Raw genomic sequence first — 20448 nt, 5'->3', positions numbered from 1 at the left:
TATCACAGTAGAACTACTTGACTTGACCAAGCAACAACAAATATAACTATCATACTATGAGTGAGTTAAACTTAATTTCAGTTGATCACTTAATTCCTTACTGGCTATTAAGATTGCACAATATTACTAAATAATGAACCTGATCTTCGGTAAGTTTTCAAACCCTCCAAGTTTGATTTTGGAGGGTTGTGCCTTTGATTAGTTTTAAACAAGTTCTTAGGTGAATAATTTGATTTTATATAACAAAGGTAGGTGAATGGATACATCTAAAACAGGGGGTTTACCCTCTGATTCAGTATAAGAGGCAAAAAAGAGGCTTATTGGGGTATAATATAGCATGGGATTGGTTTGTATGCTACACAAAGAAAACAAGGTACAGTATAAAAACAAAAAGCTGACCTTAAAGGTCAACTCTTAGCTTTCATCGTCATATACTTTCAGTAAGTCCATGGTGCGTTTTTCGAGGTCGGTAGCTTTAATCCTTACTTTGATCGTGTCACCAAACATAATCACGTTTTTGGTACGTTTGCCTACCACTCGGTAATTCTCTTCATCTAGTTGATAAAAATCGTCTACCAAGTCGCTCATTCTTATCATGCCTTCGCATTTGGTTTCTTCTATTTCTACATAAATGCCCCAATCGGTTACTCCGGTTACTACACCATCATACGCTTTGTCAGAGTCATTGAGTAATTGCATGTATTCTACCTGCTTGTATTTGATAGAAGCACGTTCAGCTTCGGCAGCACGCTTCTCCATATCGGTAGAGTGTTTACATAGTTTCTCATACACCTTTTTATCTACCGATTTGCCATGGTCTAAATAATGTTGCAACAAACGGTGCACCATCATATCAGGATAACGACGAATAGGTGAGGTAAAGTGGGTATAGTGGTCAAAAGCCAGCCCAAAGTGTCCAGTAGCTTCGGTAGTATAAATAGCCTTGGCCATTGTACGAATAGCCAACCCTTGCAACACATTTTGCTGTGGTGTGTCTTCTATGTCTGTCATTAGCTTGTTCAACGAACGAGTCATTGCCTTGCCATTCAACTTTACTTCGTGCCCCAACTTTTTGGCAAATCCAGAGAAGTTTTTCAATTTTTCTACATTTGGATCATCGTGGGTACGATACACCATTGTATTGCTTTCGGCTTTGGTACCCTTTACTGGTAGTTTAAACACAAACTCAGCCACCTTACGGTTGGCAAGCAACATAAACTCTTCAATCAATTTATGGGCATCTTTGCGTTCTTTAGTATACAAACCTATGGGAGTACCGTTTTCATCAAGTTTAAATTTCACCTCTACGGTTTCAAAACTCATGGCTCCTTTTTCAAAACGTTGTGCGGTCAATTTCTTAGCCAATGCATTCAATGTACGCAACTCGTCTACATGATCGCCATTGCCCGAATCCATTACTTCCTGAGCTTCTTCATAGCTAAAGCGACGATCGGAGTGGATTACAGTACGACCAAACCATTCTTTGATTACGTGGGCATTTTCGTCCAGCTCAAACATTGCCGAAAAAGTGAGTTTGTCTTCGTGAGGGCGCAAAGAACATAATTCGTTAGACAAACGCTCTGGCAACATAGGTACCACACGGTCTACCAAATATACCGAAGTAGCTCGCTCCGCCCCTTCTTTATCTACCTTTGAGTCAGGTTTTACATAATGGGTTACATCTGCAATATGAATTCCTATTTCCCAATTGCCATTATCCAGTTTTTTTATAGACAGGGCGTCATCAAAATCTTTGGCGTTTTCAGGGTCAATAGTAAAGGTCAACGTTTCTCTTATGTCACGTCGTTTCTTTATTTCTACTTTGGTAATTCGTCCTCTGATTTTCTCAGCATCTTTGAGCACCTCCGCCGGAAAGTGTCGCGCCAGACCAAACTCAGCCATAATGGCATGCATTTCGGTTTCGTTTACTCCAGGGGCACCCAACACCTCTTTTACCTTAGCCACTGGACTGTTTTTTTCGTTGTGCCATTCCAGCACTTCTACTATCACCTTGTCACCGTTATTGGCGCCGTTGGTATTTTTGAGTGGTACAAAAATATCCATGTGCATGCGACGGTTGTCGGCAATCACAAAAGCATATTTTTCTTTGATCTCGATCTTACCTACAAATTCATTGGTTTTGCGCTCCAGCACTTCCATTACTTCACCCTCGGTGCGTTTGCCCTTGCTATTGGGGTACAGGCGAGCTTTTACTCGATCGCCGTGTAAAGCAAACTGTAGGTTGTCTGCGTCTACCCAGGTATCTTCTTCGGTTTCGTCGCTTACTATAAACGCAAACCGTGGGTTTACAAAGTCAACAATGCCTTCTACTATATTTAGCAAGACTTGAACATTGCCTTCCTGGTCTACCAAAATCTGGTCGCTGTCAGCAAGCTTTTCGAGCGCATCAATGACCTTTACTTTGTTTTTTTCGGTGGTAACATTCAGCATATCAATCAAGTCCTCAATGGCCAGCATGCGCTCTGGCTTTTGATTGAGTATTGTATAAATCTTAGATTGGAAATGTTCAATGGTGAGGGTATTCTTTTTACTTCTTTTAAATCTTCGTTTGCTTAGTAGTTTTTTTGTTGGTTTTTTCTTGGGGTTCTTTTTTTTCGTTTTCATTCTTTCTTCTTGTTTGTGTTAAAATCGGTTGATTGATAATTAAGTTAGATGGGAAAATGATTATTGAGTTTAACTAAAGACCAGCATATAACTTGTCTTTTATCAAGGCGGGGGCTTTATGCTTCAAAGTAACGTATTTTTTTTTATAAAAGTTGGGTAAAGAGTTGATAATTATTGTTTTTTATTTGCAAAAGCCACGACTGATTATCACTTTTTATAGTTAAAACAGTGGTATCATCATATTTATTCATACTGCTAAGTAATAGCAATAACCTTACTATAAATTCAACTGCTAAGTTGCCGAATTGTTATTTTTCTTCTCCTTACCCAGGCGTCTTCTTAATTGTGCTTTTCTAATGTCTTCGAGGGTGCCCTTAGGAATCGCTTCAATTAGTTTTTTGGTATATTCCTCTTTAGGGTTGTCATAAATATTGTCTGCATAGTCGCTTTCTACAATCTTCCCTTGGTTCATCACAATGAGGCGATCAGACATAAACTTTACTACTGACAAATCATGCGAAATAAAGACATAAGTAAGGTTAAACTTGTCTTTGAGTTCGTTCAATAAATTAAGTACTTGTGCCTGTACCGATACATCTAACGCTGACACTGACTCATCGCAAATAATAAACTTAGGGTTAAGGCTTAGCGTGCGGGCAATGACTACTCGTTGGCGTTGCCCACCCGAAAACTCGTGAGGGTATCGGTTGTAATGCTCTGGTTTGAGGCTCACTGTTTCCAGCAATTCTATCACCCGGTCTTTACGTTGGCGATTGTTGGCCAGTATGCCATGCAAACGCATAGGCTCCAAAATGGCATCTCCTATAGGAATGCGTGGATTGAGCGATGAATAAGGGTCTTGAAAAATAATTTGCATGTCGCGACGCAGTTTGCGTATGCTTTTTCCTTTAAAATCATTGATGCGCTCATTTTCGAAAATAATTGACCCGCCAGTAGGCTCTATCAAACGCATAATGGTACGTCCCAAGGTAGTTTTTCCTGAGCCTGACTCCCCTACCAACCCTATAGTTTCACCAGGGTACACCTGAAAACTCACATCGTCTACTGCCTTGATAGGAGCAGGACGTTTCTGAAAAAGACCTTTACGAACAGGGAAGTATTTTTTGAGCTTTTTTACTTCCAGAATGGGCGGCTTTTGGGCGAGTTCACGGTTGCGCTCTTCTACCTCATCTTCGGTAACAAAGTTAAGCAACAACGCCTCTCCTACTGATGCATACTTATGGTTGGCCTTTTCTATGATAGAATCATCCTCTGTTACTTCCATAAAGTCATCAATCACTGGCAATACCCGCATTTGCACATCCAAACGAGGGCGACAAGCCAACAAACCTTTAGTGTAAGGGTGTTGAGGATTGTCAAAAATATTCCATACATCGTCTTTCTCCATCATTCGCCCGTGGTACATCACCATTACATCATCGGCGATTTCGGCAATTACGCCTAAGTCGTGGGTAATAAAAATGATAGATACGTCTTTGTCTTCGTGCAAAATCTGCAGCAGGTCTAAAATAGCAGCCTGTACCGTTACATCCAATGCAGTGGTGGGTTCATCAGCAATGAGCAATCGGGGGTTGCACGACAGTGCCATTGAAATCATTACCCTTTGTTTTTGCCCTCCCGATATTTCATGAGGGTAAGAGTTGAACATCTTCTTCGGTCGGGGCAAGCGTACTTTCTTAAAAAGCTCAATGGTTTTATCATACGCTTCTTTCTTGGTGACATTTTCATGCAACAAAATGGCTTCCATCACCTGGTTGCCACAAGTATATACTGGATTGAGCGAGGACATAGGTTCTTGAAACACCATTGCAATGTCTTTGCCTCTGATCTCACGCATTTCTTGTGGGGTGGCTTTTGCCAAATTAATTTTGCGCTTTAGGGTAGGAGAATCAAACCATATCTCACCAGAAGTAATTTTACCTACAGGCTCTTGAATAAGCCGCATAATAGCCAACGAGGTTACTGACTTGCCCGATCCCGACTCGCCCACAATACCTAGTGTTTTGCCACGAGGTATTTGAAAAGAGATGTTGTCTACTGCTTTGATAATACCATTATCAGTTGAGAAACTCACCTCAAGGTTTCGAACATCTAAAATTACTTCGTTTTCTTCTTCGTTGCTAAATGATGACATATTCCCTCTATTAGTCTATAGCACATACAAGGTGCCTGGTTATTGATTTCTTCACCTGCCCCACTTGCCTCCCTCACGTGATGTTTTGGTGTGTTTGTGTAGTGCAAAAGCTACCAATGCACTTAAACCATATAAAGTGTTAAATTAGTTAATAGCTATCCTTTAATCTATTTTATAGACACGATTTTCTAAATTTATGGGTATTTGGTTTAACTTCAAGAAAAGTTTGGCTAAAATTTCAATATCCCGCATACACCCCTGAGTAATTTGCTTCATATCCTGGGTTTCGTGGTAAACCTTGTTAATGTCTTGCCCTTCTAACCGATTTTCTACCTCAGGAATATCCATCAGTGTGGCAAGCAAAGATAATGATGTTTTGTGTTTGCGATCGCCAAACTTCCACATTTCCAAGGTATCAAGGTGAGGGATTTCCCAGGGTTTTTTGTGAAGCAAATTGAGCGTAAGTGGCAACTCTACGCCATGAATAACCATACGACGGCATAAATAAGGATAATCAAACTCTTTTCCGTTGTGGGCACACATTACCAAATTATCGGTAAACTTGGTATCTATCAACGCCTTAAAGTCTTCCAGAAGTCCTTTTTCGTCTGCCCCAGCAAAAGCTTTTACCCTCAAAGCCGTTTCCTTATGTTCGTCTAAATAAAAATACCCTACCCCAATGGTCACGATTTTCCCAAACTCGGCCTGCAGGCTTGCCTGCTGAAAATAATGCTCCTCGATGTTGAGATCTTCGTCGCGGCGGTAAGCAAATCTTTTATCCCAAAACTTTTGCAGATTTTGCGGCAGGGTATGGTAACTGTCGCTTTGCGAGACGGTCTTGATATCTACAAAGAGTATATGTTTTATTCTGGGGTGAATGTGAGTCTCTTGTATGTCTGACATTTACTTGTTTTGATCGTTTAGGGTTGTTGGTGATTGGGTGAGTTTTTGATTAGGTGGTGACAAGTGCCCACACGTACGGGCAATAATTTTATATATGGCGTACGCCTTCCAGATTGAGCACGTCTATGTTGCTTAGGTTTTGTTCTACAATACTGCCTGGCATAAAGATGAACTTTTTGTCGTGTATTTTCCCATTTACATAATAGCTCACCCAATACTCGTTTGATAGATGAAACACCTGTGGGTCAATACGTTCTATAATGGCAAAACTCTCTTTATCCATTTTTTCTATCATTTGGCGCAAAGTAGATGTTTTTTGGGCTTCTCCATTTTTTTGCCCATAACCAGTAGAAGTAATCAGGATATTGTCTAACACAAAGTCATTACGGTTAATCAGGTACACGTGCCAATCGTACTCACCTGTTTCGGTCTTCTTTCGGGCAACCGCCACTTCTACTCCTTCTACTTTAGGTATCTCAATGTCTTTCTTCATATCACATCTATTTAAGTCTACATTTACTGCTGTGTATAATGCAGTAAAATAACAAGAGTATGTCTAAAAACTACCCACTAGATAAGATTTAAACATACTCTAAAAACGGAAAAACTGCCATTCTGTTTTCGATGGCTTTACCCAACTTACACCTTGGCTAACTCACCCTTGAGGTGCATAATAATGTTGACCTGAAACGGATCTACTCCATTTTTTTCAGCAAGATAAAACGATACCCAGTCTAGCAAGTGAATGAGGTAAAACGACTGAGTGATCAATGAAGCTCCCTTGGGCTCAAGTTCGATTACTTTAGCCGCTTTTTCTTCAAATATGTTCTTGCAAATATCCATACGTATCTTTACTCGCTCATGGTCAAGCCCCGAACGAATCATCAATACTGCAGTTTTGTTACGTACACTATCGCCAGACTCCCAACCTACCAATTCGTTGTGGTTCATTTCCGGAAATACGTGGGCATGGCAAAGCTGCTTTGAGTTTTCGTTGATCTGTTGCTGAAAACGAGTAATTACGCCGCCAAAGTGGGTGTCTGCATATACTACTGGCAAGTGATTGTAAAATGCATCGGCCAGCTCACGGGCTTTTGCCTGAATGTCAGCAGCATCGTTCTCAAGCAAAGCCAGAGTTTCGGTGTAAGCTGTCTCAAACTCAGTGTCAGATAATTTGTAGCCTTTGAAGGCATACAACAATTGGGTAAGCGAATAACCTAAAAATGCCCTGGGACAAGGTGCTTCGTTAGGAATTTGGGCAAAGTCATAGCCTGCGCTTTTTGCTTTTTCCAGTAATTGCCCTCCCGAAGTTACACAAAATATTTTGGCTCCACGCTGCTCTACCAGCTCTAAAGCCTGTAAGGTTTCTTCAGTATTTCCTGAAAAAGAACAAGCAATAAACAAGGTATGAGCGCTTACAAAGTTAGGCACGGTGTAGGTCTTTGACACAGTAACTGGCACTTTGAGCCCTGATGCCATAAACGACTCTACCAAATTGCCGCCAATGCCTGAGCCCCCCAATCCCGCAATTACTACATTTTGGATAGGTTGGTTAGGAGCAGTGAAGGTAAGGCTTTTGCCTATTTCTTGTGCCTTTTGCAATTGGGCACGAAAACCTTCTATGAGTGATTGCATCATAATTGGTGTGTTTTATTGAAGTGTTGTATACGCCTGTAAAACAAATAAATAACCCTCAATTTACAAAATGGCACTATAGTTTTATTACCTGATTGTTTACAAAACGGCACTTTTTAATATTGGTAAAACGAGAAGATGACCAAGTAATAGAGCCAACCCACAGGAATGCTATAAAGCAGCTTTTTTTGATGGGTAAAAATGAGAAGAAGGTAAGTACTCAAAACTGCCTGCTCACTGGTTTTTGCTTAAACAATACACCAACCTTACTTGATGTTTACATACAATGCCGTTTTCTACAATTTCTTCGGGGTAATGATCAATGAAATAATTGGGAACAATGGTGTGCATCTCAAAGCCACTCTTCTGATAAAAAACCAACTGCCCTATGCTGGAGTTGCCTGTAGCCACCCATAACTTTTGTATATGTTGGGTTTGTGCCAAATGCACTATTTGTGTAATAATTTGCTTGCCAACCCCTTGGCGCTGGCAGGCTTCTTCTACCGCAAGGTTAAGTATCTCCCAAGCATTTTTGGACAAATCGGTTACTACACAGGCTCCTACCCTATCGCCTGCTGAGGTATAGGCAATGTATAGTTTGCTATAAGACAGGTACTCGTCTATTTTGCTTTGGTAGGGATCTGCCAAAAGTAACAACTCATAAGGAATAGATTGGGTAGCGTGATGACGAGTAAGGGAGACAATCATAAGACACGGCACAAGTTTAAATTATTGACTATCAAGCAAAATACTTGATTTTGGTTTTATTGCTCTTTGTGTTTATTGAGCTTTTCAAGCTGAAAAGCAGCCCAAGAGGTTGAGTTTTCGACAACTCCCTTAAGAGAGAGATCATATTAACCATTTAACCTAAATGCAAGTTAAAGAATTAAATCTGGAGGCACAAGAGGCAAATGTGCCTGAGTTTATTCACTTTTTTACCAAGAGCTTACGAGTTCATTTAGCAGCGTATATATTCAATGCCAACAACTCCATTAGAGCATCTACAAAGCCTGCAGAACCAGTCAAAAATCATTTACAGGCTTCTATTTTTGAGTTGCCACAATTTTGCTGCATAATGATGAAGTACTTAAGGTATTGCAGCAAAACAAGGTGCCTCCTAAAGTACTAAAAGCCCTAACACAAATCAAGGCTTTTAACTTTATGCAAGCAATGACAAAACTACCAGCAACTTATACGTTTGTTAGTTGCTGATAGACAAGGCTTAGCACCGATATGTATCGGTATCTAAGGACTTGTCGCCTAAGGCTTGCCCCTGCCATTTCTTTTAACTAATAGACTCATAATCAACTGAAAATAAGCACACTATGAATTTGTTAGCTACTTATGGAAGAAGGTGTACCTAGAGCACCTAGTCCCTAAAACCCTGTTGGGGCTTCCAACTACTCTAGGCGTTTAATAAACTTAAAGTAGTGAGAATACTTGCCCAAGTCGTCGCGGTACAAACCTGTTTTATCAAGCTTGTTGATTCGCACCATGCCTGCCGAATGAATGACTTTTAATTGTTTGTTTTTGTTTTCGTAGACAATACCTACATGCACTACCCGGCCGTTTTTTTCTATGTATTGGGGCTTGCGCTGAAAAAACACCAAATCGCCCGGTTGAGCTTCTGCCAAAGATACTGTTTTACCTTTTTCGGCTTGTTGGTACGAGTCGCGGGGTAAAATATAGCCATTGGTTTTAAACACCATTTGCGCAAAGCCAGAGCAATCGTAGCCTTGTTTACCTTTGCCTCCCCACAAGTAAGGAATCTTCAAGAGTTTTTCGGCAGTCTTGATTATTTTCTCTTTGCTTTGTTTGTTGGTAATATCGCTGGCTTTGCCCACATAACGGGCTATTTCGTTGCCTAGCTTTATTTCTCCTTTTTTGTAAAAAGGCAAGGTAGAACCCAAAGATACAGGGATTTTTTCACCTTTAAACTTTACCACCCCCAGTTTTTCGGCTACTACTGGGTGAGCATTTTTATGATAGTCGGTAAAGTAATCTTTAGATACCCTAAACACCGATGCTACCTCAATCCAACCGTGGTAATTGTCGTAAGAGTTTTCAATATATGCCCATTTTTTATTGGGCGACCACTTCAATACTTTATAAGCATCGCCAAATACCAACTGGGTTACCTGCTCGCTTTTAGCGGAGGTAGTTTTGCGCACTGCTACTACGCTTTGGGCACATATACCATAGTCGAGTGCATACACCTGCACTGTCATTAACAACGCCAAAACGCTGAATAAAAAGTTTTTTTTCATATACACTAACACTTTAAAAGTTAATAGTCTGGAGTCCAATACTGCTTCCTTAACAACGCTTTTAGCTTCTCCGTGCGGCGGAGTGGAGCAAAGCTCTCATTATTAGCCTGTCGCAGATGGCTCACGCGTCTGTTTTTTTAATGCTCAATCCTTAAGGAAACAACATTGGTCTGGAGTCAAAAGCCTCTATAGAGGCAAGTCTTTAGATGCCAATGCATACCTATGCTTTAAGCGACAAGCCACAAGTACACCCCTATTTAACTGCATTGAGCTTATCATAGCAAGCTACAGATTCGGTTTACAAGCAACTATGGGCTTTACAACACATTGATTTTTAACAATTTATAAAATCCGTAGATGAAAACCTTTACAGAGACAAGTATTCAGTCCTTAGATCATTGCTTTAAGCAACAAGCCCAGGTTAGGGTTCCTCACTACAGGTTTTTGTTTATTAACTCAGGGTAAACTATATTTCACGCCTTGCGCAAGAATTAAAACTATAAAAAATGCACACACCTATACGTATAGAACTGCCCACTTTGTTTGGAATGAACACAGTAAACGCTTACTTGTTTCTGAAACCCGAACCTGTGTTGATTGACTGTGGAGAACAAACCGAACAATCGTGGAAAACACTCAATAAGGCTTTAGCTGCACATCACCTTCACATAAACGATCTTGCCAAAGTGATTGTTACCCATGCCCACGTAGACCATATAGGCATGGCAGGCAAAATAGCTAAAGAAAGTAACAAAACTGAAATATGGGTATCGGAGTATGCCTACAACTGGGCAACCAACCCACAAGGCATGAACGAAATAAGGCAAGGGGTAATTCAGGAATACCTAAAGCTTTTCCCTCAACTGGAAGGGTCGCCTTTACAGCAAATGTTCAATAGTGCTTATAAGTTGATGGCTGCTGCCTGGGGTGACATTCCTCCAGAGAAAATACGAAAATTCACAAAAGACGAAACACTGCATTTTGGCCAACATGAATGGCAAGTAATCTATGCTCCCGGACATTGCAACCACCAAACCTGCTTTTACCAACCCAACACCCAACAGTTGCTCTCAGCAGACATGCTACTGGCAGTTACACCCACCCCGGTGATTGATGTTACCCTTGAACCTCCTTACCAAAGAGAAAAGAGCCTGCACCAAATGATTGCTTCTTACCAAAAGTTTGCCCAACTGGAAGTAAGCACAGTATACCCTGGGCACTATACCCCTTTTGACAACCACCGAGAGGTAATTACCAAACAACTGAACCGAATAACCCAACGCAAAACTGAGTGCCTGAAGCACATCAAGGCAGGTACACATGATTTTATGGCATTGTTAGAAAAACTCTATGGTACCAATTTTAACATCCCAGCTTTGCCTATGCTGGTGGGCTATTTAGACTTGCTGGCAAGTGAGGATTTAATCAAAGCTGAAAAAACTGATCAAGGGATCAAATATTTTGCAGTTTAGCTCCAAGTATCTATAAAATCTCTTATTTTAGAACTATGGAAGATAAAATCAAAGGAGTTATTTTTGGCAACGCCGTAGGCGATGCTATAGGCTTGGGTACTGAGTTTATGTCTAAGGCAATGGTGCAACATCATTACCCTAATGGGCTCACCGATTACAAGCAAATTGTACAGGATAAGCACCGTAGCCGTTGGCAGCTGGGCGAGTGGACAGATGACACCCATCAGATGTTGTGCATTTTAGACAGTTTGCTTGCCAATAAAAGAATTGATATTAAAGACATTGGGCTTACTATTGTAGATTGGGCACACAACGACGGGCGAGGCACTGGACGCACCATATATACTGTCATAGGTTCACCCCTGTTTATGAACAATCCCCACAAAGCCGCTGAAGAATACTGGCTTAAGTCAAAAAAATATGCTGCTGCCAATGGCGCTCTTATGCGTACTTCGGTGCTGGGGATATGGGAGTACAACAATCCCGAAAAAATAAGACTTAACGCCGAAAAGGTGTGCAAGATCACCCACTATGACCCACGCTGCGTGGGCTCTTGTGTGATGTTGTGCCTCATGATTAGCCGTTTGCTGCAGGGGCAAATAATAAATGATGATTTTATGGAAGAAATGCTACAGGAAGGTGACCGCTACGATGCCCGTATTCGCGAATACCTCACTGCCCATGTACGCCCCGATATTGCCGTGCTTGCACTGGAAGATAAAGCCAGCATTGGCTACACTCTCAAAGCACTGGGTTGTGCCTGGTGGGCGCTTCAGTACTCTTCTTCTTTTGAAAAAGGCATCTCTAAAATTATTCATGAGGGAGGCGATGCTGACACCAATGCAGCAATAGCTGGGGCAGTGCTGGGCGCCCGTTTTGGGTATGAAAATATTCCGCAAAGATGGCTCAACGGACTGGCAAAGAAGGATTGGTTGCTCGATCAGGTCAAGCAACTCATCAGTGCTATGGATATGTCATAGGTACAATTTCACGCTGTTCGTCATTGGTAAAAAACACTGTTTCGCGGGTTTGCCGGTTTTTAAAATATGCCTGATAGTCCTCATCGTAGGCAATGCGCGAAGAAATCACGTCTTTGTACACATTGTGCATGCCCATGACCAAGTCGGTAATTTCGCGTACAGCAAACTGACCGCTCTGGCTGCCTGTAATGTAGTCGCAAAGTTGGTGTTCGCGGGCAAAGTCAAGCAACAAAGGGCTGGCGGCACGACGCACCATAAAACGCAACCCACAAATACGTGCCATCGGGAAATCGTTGACATCGTCGAAACAACAAGCTACTTGTTCAGGGGCAATGTGATTGAGCAGGCAAAAGTGCTCAATGGCCTTGCTTTTGTCATGAATGCTGGAATAAACTGCGTAAAAATGTTCGCGCTGGGCAAACTGTATTGCAGTAGGGTTGCTGGCGCCCGTGATGATCGCCATTGCCAAAGGGGTATGCTCATGTTTGCGCCAGTGGCTATAGCGTAGCATGTTGGTACCCATAGAGTCGGCTTCAGTAAACGAGCTGGACACGCCCACGCCTTTTGCCCCCAAGCTAAACACCCCATCCCAGTCAAAAACAAAGGCTTTGATGTTATTTAGTTTTTCGGCAATTTTTTCGGCAGGTAGCACAAACTCACCTCCCAAATCTTCAAATTTATTTTTCACAATGATTTAGTTAATAGTCGATAGCTTCTACAGCCTAAAGCTAAGGGCTTTAGGCTGGTTTGCAGGCATACTATCTATTTTATAATATATTGATTTTTAAACACTTATAAAATCGGTAGATGGAAGACCATAGTTGATAGCTTCTACAAGCTGTTGGCTTTCACTTGCGATTTAAGGGAGCAACCAACAAATAGTATACGCATTTTATTTACTGGTTGCTCCCTAAACACACTAGCCATTCCAGGTTTATAAACTAATTAATGAGTATAGATACAAAAAATGCTGGCATACAGAAAAGCAAATGTAATATTTTTTAGCGACGAATAATTCACCAAATACAATTTGCTCTTGTGCCCATAAAAAAAGAGCCCTCCTTATTCAAGAAGAACTCTTTATATGAAATAGGCATGGACAACTTGTTGCTTGTAGCTAATAGCTTACCGCTCAATTACTACTAATCTACCAACAACTGAGTAACCGCTGCCACGTCCATTGCCCACTCTGAGGTATATGCTTCGTCGGCTTCAGCAGTTTCTACCATTACCAAACCTTGAGCCTCGGCTTTTACTTTTAGCAAATTACCCACACTCAATTTAGCATCTAGTTTTGCCAAAATACCTTTTACGGCATCTTCGTTCATGTTCTGTACTACTTGTCCAGCAAACGGCATTTCAAGCCATACAATCTCGTTGGCGGCTATGTCTAATACCCCAAACACCAACCCTTTAGTCACACTACTGGTTACCCGTACTTGGTGCTGCACGCAAGAAGGATCGTAAGCTACTCCGGTTTTTGCCGAAATCTTCATTGGTTTTTTGCTATCCATCCAACCAACCACCAGGTTAGGCGTGATAGAACCATTGCTATAAGCATTGCAAGTAAATGTTACATACTTTGCCCCTGCTTTTTTCAACTCAGGCACATTGATGTCGATGTATTCGGCAGTTCCCACTTTTTCGGGAATGCTTCTAATATCACCACTATGCTTGCAACCCGTAGTATGCAAACGACTATAAGAGCAAATGTCGGCTTTATTGCTATAGCTCACGTAGCAGCTCAGGTCCATGTCGAGGTGTTGGGCAGGTAAACCCTCTCCCCATTGCATAAACAAACGCACAGTATTGCCTTCTAAGGCAAAGCGGGTTCCCATCAATGCTGACGGCAAATCTTGCACACTTTCGCTACGATCGCCAATAGACACTGGCATCTTAAACAACATAGGATCTATATACATAGACTCGTGGTTGTTTTCTATAGCTGCAAAACGTTTTTTCATTGCCAACAGGCACAAGTCCTGAATGCTGTCTTGCATTGCCCTGATTTGCTTAGGTTTATACAACCTCAACAATTTGTTAGGCGGTACTGCTTTACTTATACCTCCCAATGGTTTTACAGTACGTTGCATTTTACTGTCAAAGTAATTGTCGGCATACATGTTCAAAGTGAATACCAATCGGGCAGGTACTTGATCTACTACCTCACCAAACGCCTCTATTACCTTGTCTTTGCCAAACCACAACATATTGGCAAACAACGAACGGGCAAATAAGCCGGGGCGTTGCTTTAGTAAGCCTAAAGTATTTTCAGCATCCGATGCCAATCGGTAACGGTCTACTTTTGCCTGCCATACTTCATAGCGTTGGTTATAAAACACATCTAACAAAGTACGTAGGTTGTCAAACCCCTCACGTTTGCTATACTCTGCCAGTCGCAAGGCCCTGATAAACCGCACCCACATCCCTCTTTTTGGGTGCATCATTTCACACGCTTTTTCGGCAGGCAACATCAAGTTGTTTAACCAGGTAGCCACCATCAAGCATTGCTTTCGGATGTATTTTAGCTTAAGCGCTTGCTTGGCTTTACCCCCTACTTCAGCACTTTGGTCGAGCATTGGGCGTAAGTTTACATTGTTTTTAGCTTTGCGCTTGGCTATAGTTTTGGGCGCTACCAACTGCAAAAACCCGGTATGTTTGTACCACAAATAGCGCATAATATCGGTAGGTGAGCTAAACAAAGCCTGTGCTCTTTCTGCATGCTCCAGTTCTACCAAAGTATCTATCACTGCCATCAAGGTTTCTTTCATAGCAATGTCTGCTTTAGGCAAAGGCAACTCTGCCAACAATAGTTTTAGGCTATCCATTTGGGTAGCGTCTAAAGCTGTTTTAGACTTTAACAAGTTGGCAAAAAACTTCTCTGCGTCTTTTTCTGTCCACAAGCTCAATATTTTGAGCTTACTTCCTTGTCCATAGTGCTCAATTTCACCCGTTTCGAATGGTGTTCCACAAAACGGGCAACCATTGTAACGCTCCAATGGAAAGGTGTCGGCAGGAATGATATGCCCGCATTGCAAACGCGTACCTTTTGCTTGAAACACATTGGCAAAAAAGGTCATAATGTGGTCTACTATAGACTCCCCCGTAGGCACGTTCCAACCTTTTACCAAAGGTATCCAGTTTTTATTTACATTCATCACCTCACGAAACTGCTCCAGCAAGTTTGCCTGAAAAGTAGGGGTGGTTTGATTCAAGGCTTTTAGCAATGGCTCCGACACGCCATAACCCAGTTGGGCCAGGTTTGCTACTAATACCGAGGTGGTTTCGCGCAACTCGGCAAGTGCGGTTTGGTGTACCGTGTTGGACACAAATACGGCTTTTTGCCTCAAACTTACTTTTAGTAATGTGTTCATAATGTTGTTAAAAAAAGTTAGATAATGTGGTGGCTATTTTCGGGTAAAAAAATAAAGTAAGCCACCGTTGACCTAATATGGCGAAGCAGGTGGGATTTGAACCCACGACCTCCAACTCCCAAAAGTTGAAGTAAGTTTTAATTGACCCTTGCGGGTAATGCCAAAACTAACAAAGTTGGCGCTCTAACCAGACTGAGCTACTGCTTCGGAGTTAAAAAGGAAGCGGGCAGGACTCAAGTCAAAAACATAACACACTGATAATCAACACAAAAAACCATATACACACCATACAGTAACCTATATGGTAACCTTTTGGTTTAAGTCTGTTTTTGACTGTTTGCTGACGCTTGCTTCCCTATTTGATTACAAAGTAAAGCTGCCATTGCGCAATCTTTTTGCGCACTGTTTTTTTATCTAAAAAAATAGTGTGTGCTGTAATTAACCAATCATAAACACTTCTTATACAAGCATTATTTAAATCGAAACTCAATTATGACAAAAGATCAAACCCCCACTTCCGAAGCCCTGCGCTCCCGCATTTTAGGTTTAGAAATGATTGACTGGAAGGCAATGGAGTTTATCCAGCAGGATAATTTCAAAGTATCTACCGACGAACAGTACCAAAAAGTGGTCAGCTCGTTAGTCATAACCAGTTCGTAGCCCCTTTTTATGTATGGCGAGACGAAGCAGGCAAACACTGGTGTGTAGACGGCAAACGCCGTGATACCGTACTGCGGCGTATTGAAGAAGAAGGTGGGGCTACAGTGCGCGATGCCGATGCCGGGCAGGATCAATTCTATGAAATTACCATCCCCGCAGAACTACCTGCGCTCATCATCGAGGCAGACTCCAAAGAAGAAGCCGCCAAGTTGGTGCTCCTTTATTCTTCCGGCTACGGCGAGGTGACCCAACAAGGGCTTGCTGAATTCATTGAACAGTACGACCTCAACTTTCCTCAGCTCAAGTTTGAAATTAACCTCCCTGAGTTTTCTATGCCCCGCTTTGAGCAAACCTTTGATACCTTTGGACTGGGTGGTAATGGCAGTGAAGGAGGCGAGGCTCCCTACGCCGAAGAACACGAAGACTTTATGCCTGACGAAGAAGCCGAGGTAGTCGTACAAAAAGGAGATGTATATGAGCTCAACGGCAAACACCGTCTCATCTGTGGGGACAGCCTTTTGGCAGCAACCTTTGAAACGTTGATGAATGGAACACTAGCAAGAGTACTTATTACCGACCCACCTTATAACATCCCTTACAGTCTATTTGGTGGCTTAGGCAAAGTACAGCACGAAGACTTTTCTATGGCTGCGGGCGAAATGGGTGACCAGGAGTTTGTGGAGTTTCTTGCAACCTATATGCGCCACGCCGTACAACACACCGTAGATGGCAGCATTCATTACAATTTTATGGACTTTCGTCACGCCTGGCACATGTGCGAGGCTGGAGGCAAAGTATACGGCAGCCGCGAACCCAAACAAGTCTGCGTTTGGAACAAATCTATTCAGGCAAATGGCAGCTTCTACCGGGCAAAACACGAATTCTGTTTTATCTTCAAATCAGGGGAGGCAAAACACTTGTCTCATTTGGAACTCAAAGATCGCTTTCGCTCTAATGTTTGGGACTACAAATCAGCCAACGACTTCTCTAATGAAGAACGTAAAGAGTTTGGCAAGTTGGGAGCTTTGGAAAATCACCCTACTCCCAAGCCCGTAAGAATGATTGCTGATGCCCTGCTCGATACCACCAACGAGGGAGACATTGCGTTGGACTGCTTTTTGGGTTCGGGTACCACCCTAATGGCCACCGAACGCACCCGCCGAATATGCTATGGTGTTGAGTACGAACCTCACTATATGCAAGGTATTCTAACTCGTTTTATTCATCATTGCCAGAGCGAAAACAAGCCTTTTGAGATCACACGCAATGGTGAGTTGATGACGGAGGAAGCCCTTGCCCCTCTGATGCCTAAATAATCTAAAGCCGTGCCTGATCAGTTAGGCACGGCTTTGCTTACCCACTCCCGCAAGTTTTTATTTTTTGCTTTAGGCAAATTATACCACCACGCCTTGCCTATTTCTCCATTCTCATAACAAACGGCTGTTTAAGCTCTTTCAATTACGCACTTTTGTAACTACTGTCAAATGCATGCAGGCTATTACTAAGTAACAACAACTTACATTGGGCAAATTGTACACGCCCATGCGCGGGCGCGCGCGAAGGAAAATGAGCAAAGATAAAAAAAACATATCGCCCCAAAGGAAAAGCAAGGCTACCGAACACTACACGACTCCTGACAAGCAAAAGGCTTTTGTGGAGGCATTAGTGCATACCGGAGGCAACCGCCAACTTGCCTGTGAACGCGCCAGCCAACAGTTAGGGGTCAAGGTATCACGCAGCTCGGTCTATCACTGGCTCAAAAACAACCAAAGCTTTGCCAAAAAAGTAGCCGAAGCCAACCAGATTGGGGATGCCATTACCGTAGACCTTGCCCAAAGTACCCTGGTACAACGCACCCAGGGCATGTATTACAAAGAGCAGGTGGTGGTAAAGGTGAAGGTAGATAAGTACAAAGAACGGGTAGAAGTAAAGGAAGTGAAAAAGTACCTGCCGCCTGATTATCACGCGGCAAAAATACTGCTGAGTGCCAAGGCGCAACACCTGGGTTATGGTACCCAAAAGGTGGAGCATTCGGGTGAAATCACCACCAAAAATATTCAGGTAACCATTGCCAACCCTTATGAAGCTGAGGCAAACGAAAATGGGGAGGGGGAAATAGATGACCAGTAAAAAGAAAGGGCAAGCAGTGACTGTCCGCCCCAGTAAACCCCAGTTTGATATTTATGTATCCGACACCCCTGTCAACTTGTTTATGGCGGGGCAAGGGGCAGGCAAAACGCACGGGGCTGGTTTAATCTCGTTTCGTTTGATTAGCAATTTTCCCGGAGTGTTTGGTTTTATGGGCGCCAACACCGATATGCAGCTCACTGATTCAACGCTTTACCGGGTCTTTTTGGTCTGGAAAGATTTGGGGTTGGAAGAATATGACGAATACCTGGGGCAGGGCGACTATGTGGTGGGCACCCAACCCCCCAGGCACTTTAGCCGGGAAGGGCACGCTTTTAAGAGTTACCGCAACAAGATTAGTTTTTGGAATGGCTGCGTGGTATTTATTGGTTCTTTGGAAAATTACAAAGCCCACGATGGGAAAGAGTTTGCCTGGGCGATTTTAGATGAAACCAAGGACACGCGCGAAGAAGCCGTGCAGGAAGTAATCCTGGGAAGGCTTCGCCAGCAAGGGTTGTATATTAGCCAGACAAGGGCGGGGGCACTCACCAGTGAGGAGTACGATGAAGGAAGCCCGGTAGTCGCTAACCTCCCTTTTAATCCTTTGTATATTTTTACTTCTCCGGCCAAAGTACCCTGGATTAATGATTGGTTTGAGTTGAGCGAGTATGAAGAAGAAATCAAGGCAAAGATTTATGATCCGCCTCAGTACTTTAAAAAGAAAGTAGGCGGGGACTCTAAGTTTGTAGTGATTTCGGCGACTCATTTGAACCTCAAAAACCTGCCCTCCAACTATATCAAAAAACAGGAAGCCAACCTTGCCAGCCATCGGCACGGGATGCTGATTTATGGTGACCCCCTGGCCAAAAGCGGGGGAGAGTTTTGGAAACAGTGGGATGCCAGCGTGCATACGGGACATTATTATGAAGCAGTGTATGACCCTGCCCACCCCCTGGATATTACATGGGATTTCAACGTGCACCCTTATGTGACTTGCGTAGTCATTCAGGTATTTGTACGCCCCGAAGAAGGGATGATTGATGTGTATATTTTAGACGAGATACTTAATAAAACCCCTCGCAACACCACCCCTCATACTTGTGAGGATTTTTTGAAAATATACCAATCCCACCAGGGGCGAATCTATATCCACGGTGATCCATCGGGCAAAAACCAGCAAACCAAAACCAGGGACAAACGCTCCGATTTTAAGGTGATTTTTGAGCAGCTCAAACCTTACTTTACCAGCCTGCGTGATATGGTGCTGACCAAGGCACCAGGGGTTTCGGAGAGTGGGGACTTCATCAACCTGATCTTAGAAAAGCAGAGCTATGGCATTCGGGTACACGTAGACAAAGCCCGTTGCAAAACGGTGATTCGGGAGTTTGAATACACCAAAGAGGCGGAGGATGGCACCATCAGCAAGAAAACGATCGAAGACACCAAACTCAAAATTCGCTACCAACCCTTTGGGCACATTTCAGATGCCTTGCGCTACTTTTTTGTGGCAAAATTTGCGAAAGCATACAAGAAGTTCAGAGGGAAGGGCACTAGCCAACGCAAAACGCAAACTGTACCAAGAAAACGATCAAAAGATGCATTCTAACTTTTTACACCGCTACGACTACCGCCGAAGGTTAAGCGAGGCGGACTTGCTTGATTTTATAGAAGGGGATTGGGGCAAGCTTGCCGAAGCCCAAAAATCGGCCATCGAAGAAATGGGGGAGTATATGGCTGCCCGGTCTTCGTTGCCAAAAATATTTATCCGGCTGTTTGCCTATAACGGCACTGGCCAAACTTTCGCAGCGGGTGATTTGGTATGGGTGAATATGAGTCCTGATACTCATCTGCCCCCAGAGGTGAAATACTATAGAGCCATCAAAGCTAACCAAGGCATTACTCCATCCAGCGATAACCCTGCTTATTGGCAGCCCCTGACCACCGATCCCCGCAGTACCATTGTACGTGATTTTGCCGTAGACATTGCTCTTTATAGAGTAGTTCCTGCCAATAGCCCGGTAGAGATTGCCAGTCAGTTTAGGCAATTCTATGATGACGCCATTGCCTGGTGCAAGGTGTATATGAAAAACGAGCGTCCTACACAGTTGCCTCAAGAACCTCCTGGAGACCGGGGGATACTTATTGCGGGTGGGAAAGTGAAACCTGGCAACGACAGGCAGGATAGCCGGGGGAGTGATTATAAAGGGTGGTAGAGTTTAAAAGTTACATACACATTACAAATGATTGCCA

At 42.9% G+C, this 20448-nt stretch carries 16 protein-coding genes and 1 tRNA gene; 7 read left to right on the top strand and 10 right to left on the bottom strand.

What is annotated here, in order from left to right:
• Positions 1-414 precede the first annotated feature (414 nt).
• The 7 genes from rnr to M23134_RS04450 form a co-directional block, all read right to left on the bottom strand.
• Positions 415-2625 (bottom strand): ribonuclease R, encoded by a 2211-nt coding sequence (gene rnr, locus M23134_RS04480; protein ID WP_002694210.1) that lies wholly within the window; start codon positions 2623-2625, stop codon positions 415-417.
• Positions 2626-2917: 292 nt separating this feature from the next.
• Positions 2918-4780 (bottom strand): ABC transporter ATP-binding protein, encoded by a 1863-nt coding sequence (locus tag M23134_RS04475; protein ID WP_002694208.1) that lies wholly within the window; start codon positions 4778-4780, stop codon positions 2918-2920.
• Positions 4781-4942: 162 nt separating this feature from the next.
• A complete protein-coding gene (locus M23134_RS04470) occupies positions 4943-5683 on the bottom strand; it encodes a 3'-5' exonuclease (protein ID WP_002694207.1) in 741 nt (246 codons plus the stop codon).
• A gap of 88 nt (positions 5684-5771) precedes the next feature.
• On the bottom strand, positions 5772-6176 hold the full coding sequence (locus M23134_RS04465; protein ID WP_002694206.1) for a hypothetical protein: 405 nt from the start codon (positions 6174-6176) through the stop codon (positions 5772-5774).
• A 146-nt stretch (positions 6177-6322) separates the two neighbouring features.
• On the bottom strand, positions 6323-7321 hold the full coding sequence (locus tag M23134_RS04460; RefSeq protein ID WP_002694205.1) for a bifunctional phosphoglucose/phosphomannose isomerase: 999 nt from the start codon (positions 7319-7321) through the stop codon (positions 6323-6325).
• Positions 7322-7552: 231 nt separating this feature from the next.
• Positions 7553-8026, bottom strand: coding sequence for a GNAT family N-acetyltransferase (locus tag M23134_RS04455; RefSeq protein WP_002694204.1), 474 nt, complete (start codon positions 8024-8026; stop codon positions 7553-7555).
• 692 nt (positions 8027-8718) lie between these two features.
• Complete coding sequence (locus M23134_RS04450) at positions 8719-9585, bottom strand: C40 family peptidase (RefSeq protein ID WP_002694201.1); 867 nt, start codon at positions 9583-9585, stop codon at positions 8719-8721.
• Positions 9586-10091: 506 nt separating this feature from the next.
• Between M23134_RS04450 and M23134_RS04445 the strand changes: the two genes are divergently transcribed.
• On the top strand, positions 10092-11057 hold the full coding sequence (locus tag M23134_RS04445) for an MBL fold metallo-hydrolase (RefSeq protein ID WP_002694200.1): 966 nt from the start codon (positions 10092-10094) through the stop codon (positions 11055-11057).
• 35 nt (positions 11058-11092) lie between these two features.
• Positions 11093-12037 (top strand): ADP-ribosylglycohydrolase family protein, encoded by a 945-nt coding sequence (locus M23134_RS04440; protein ID WP_002694199.1) that lies wholly within the window; start codon positions 11093-11095, stop codon positions 12035-12037.
• Here M23134_RS04440 and M23134_RS04435 read toward each other — a convergent pair.
• From M23134_RS04435 to M23134_RS40940, 3 genes are all read right to left on the bottom strand, one after another.
• Positions 12021-12725: a hypothetical protein gene (locus tag M23134_RS04435; RefSeq protein WP_002694198.1), complete on the bottom strand. Its 705-nt coding sequence runs from the start codon at positions 12723-12725 to the stop codon at positions 12021-12023. The genes M23134_RS04440 and M23134_RS04435 overlap by 17 nt on opposite strands.
• Positions 12726-13179: 454 nt before the next feature.
• Positions 13180-15411, bottom strand: coding sequence for a hypothetical protein (locus tag M23134_RS04430; protein ID WP_002694197.1), 2232 nt, complete (start codon positions 15409-15411; stop codon positions 13180-13182).
• Positions 15412-15489: 78 nt separating this feature from the next.
• Positions 15490-15618, bottom strand: a tRNA-OTHER gene (locus M23134_RS40940).
• Between the two features lie 285 nt (positions 15619-15903).
• Between M23134_RS40940 and M23134_RS42025 the strand changes: the two genes are divergently transcribed.
• The 5 genes from M23134_RS42025 to M23134_RS04410 all read left to right on the top strand — a co-directional run bounded on the left by M23134_RS42025 (position 15904) and on the right by M23134_RS04410 (position 20411).
• Positions 15904-16071: a hypothetical protein gene (locus M23134_RS42025; RefSeq protein WP_002694195.1), complete on the top strand. Its 168-nt coding sequence runs from the start codon at positions 15904-15906 to the stop codon at positions 16069-16071.
• A gap of 104 nt (positions 16072-16175) precedes the next feature.
• Positions 16176-17387, top strand: coding sequence for a DNA-methyltransferase (locus M23134_RS04425; RefSeq protein ID WP_002694194.1), 1212 nt, complete (start codon positions 16176-16178; stop codon positions 17385-17387).
• Positions 17388-17637: 250 nt separating this feature from the next.
• Positions 17638-18201: a hypothetical protein gene (locus M23134_RS04420; RefSeq protein ID WP_002694193.1), complete on the top strand. Its 564-nt coding sequence runs from the start codon at positions 17638-17640 to the stop codon at positions 18199-18201.
• Positions 18191-19804 carry a hypothetical protein gene (locus M23134_RS04415; protein ID WP_002694192.1) on the top strand — a complete coding sequence of 538 codons (1614 nt, stop codon included), beginning with the start codon at positions 18191-18193 and terminating at the stop codon, positions 19802-19804. The genes M23134_RS04420 and M23134_RS04415 overlap by 11 nt, the downstream gene beginning before the upstream one ends.
• Entirely contained in the window at positions 19794-20411 is a 618-nt protein-coding gene (locus M23134_RS04410) for a hypothetical protein (RefSeq protein ID WP_002694191.1), read from the top strand. The genes M23134_RS04415 and M23134_RS04410 overlap by 11 nt, the downstream gene beginning before the upstream one ends.
• Positions 20412-20448 lie beyond the last annotated feature (37 nt).

This window comes from Microscilla marina ATCC 23134, from assembly GCF_000169175.1.
Taxonomy (GTDB): domain Bacteria; phylum Bacteroidota; class Bacteroidia; order Cytophagales; family Microscillaceae; genus Microscilla; species Microscilla marina.
This window is presented reverse-complemented; position numbering and strand designations above follow the sequence as displayed.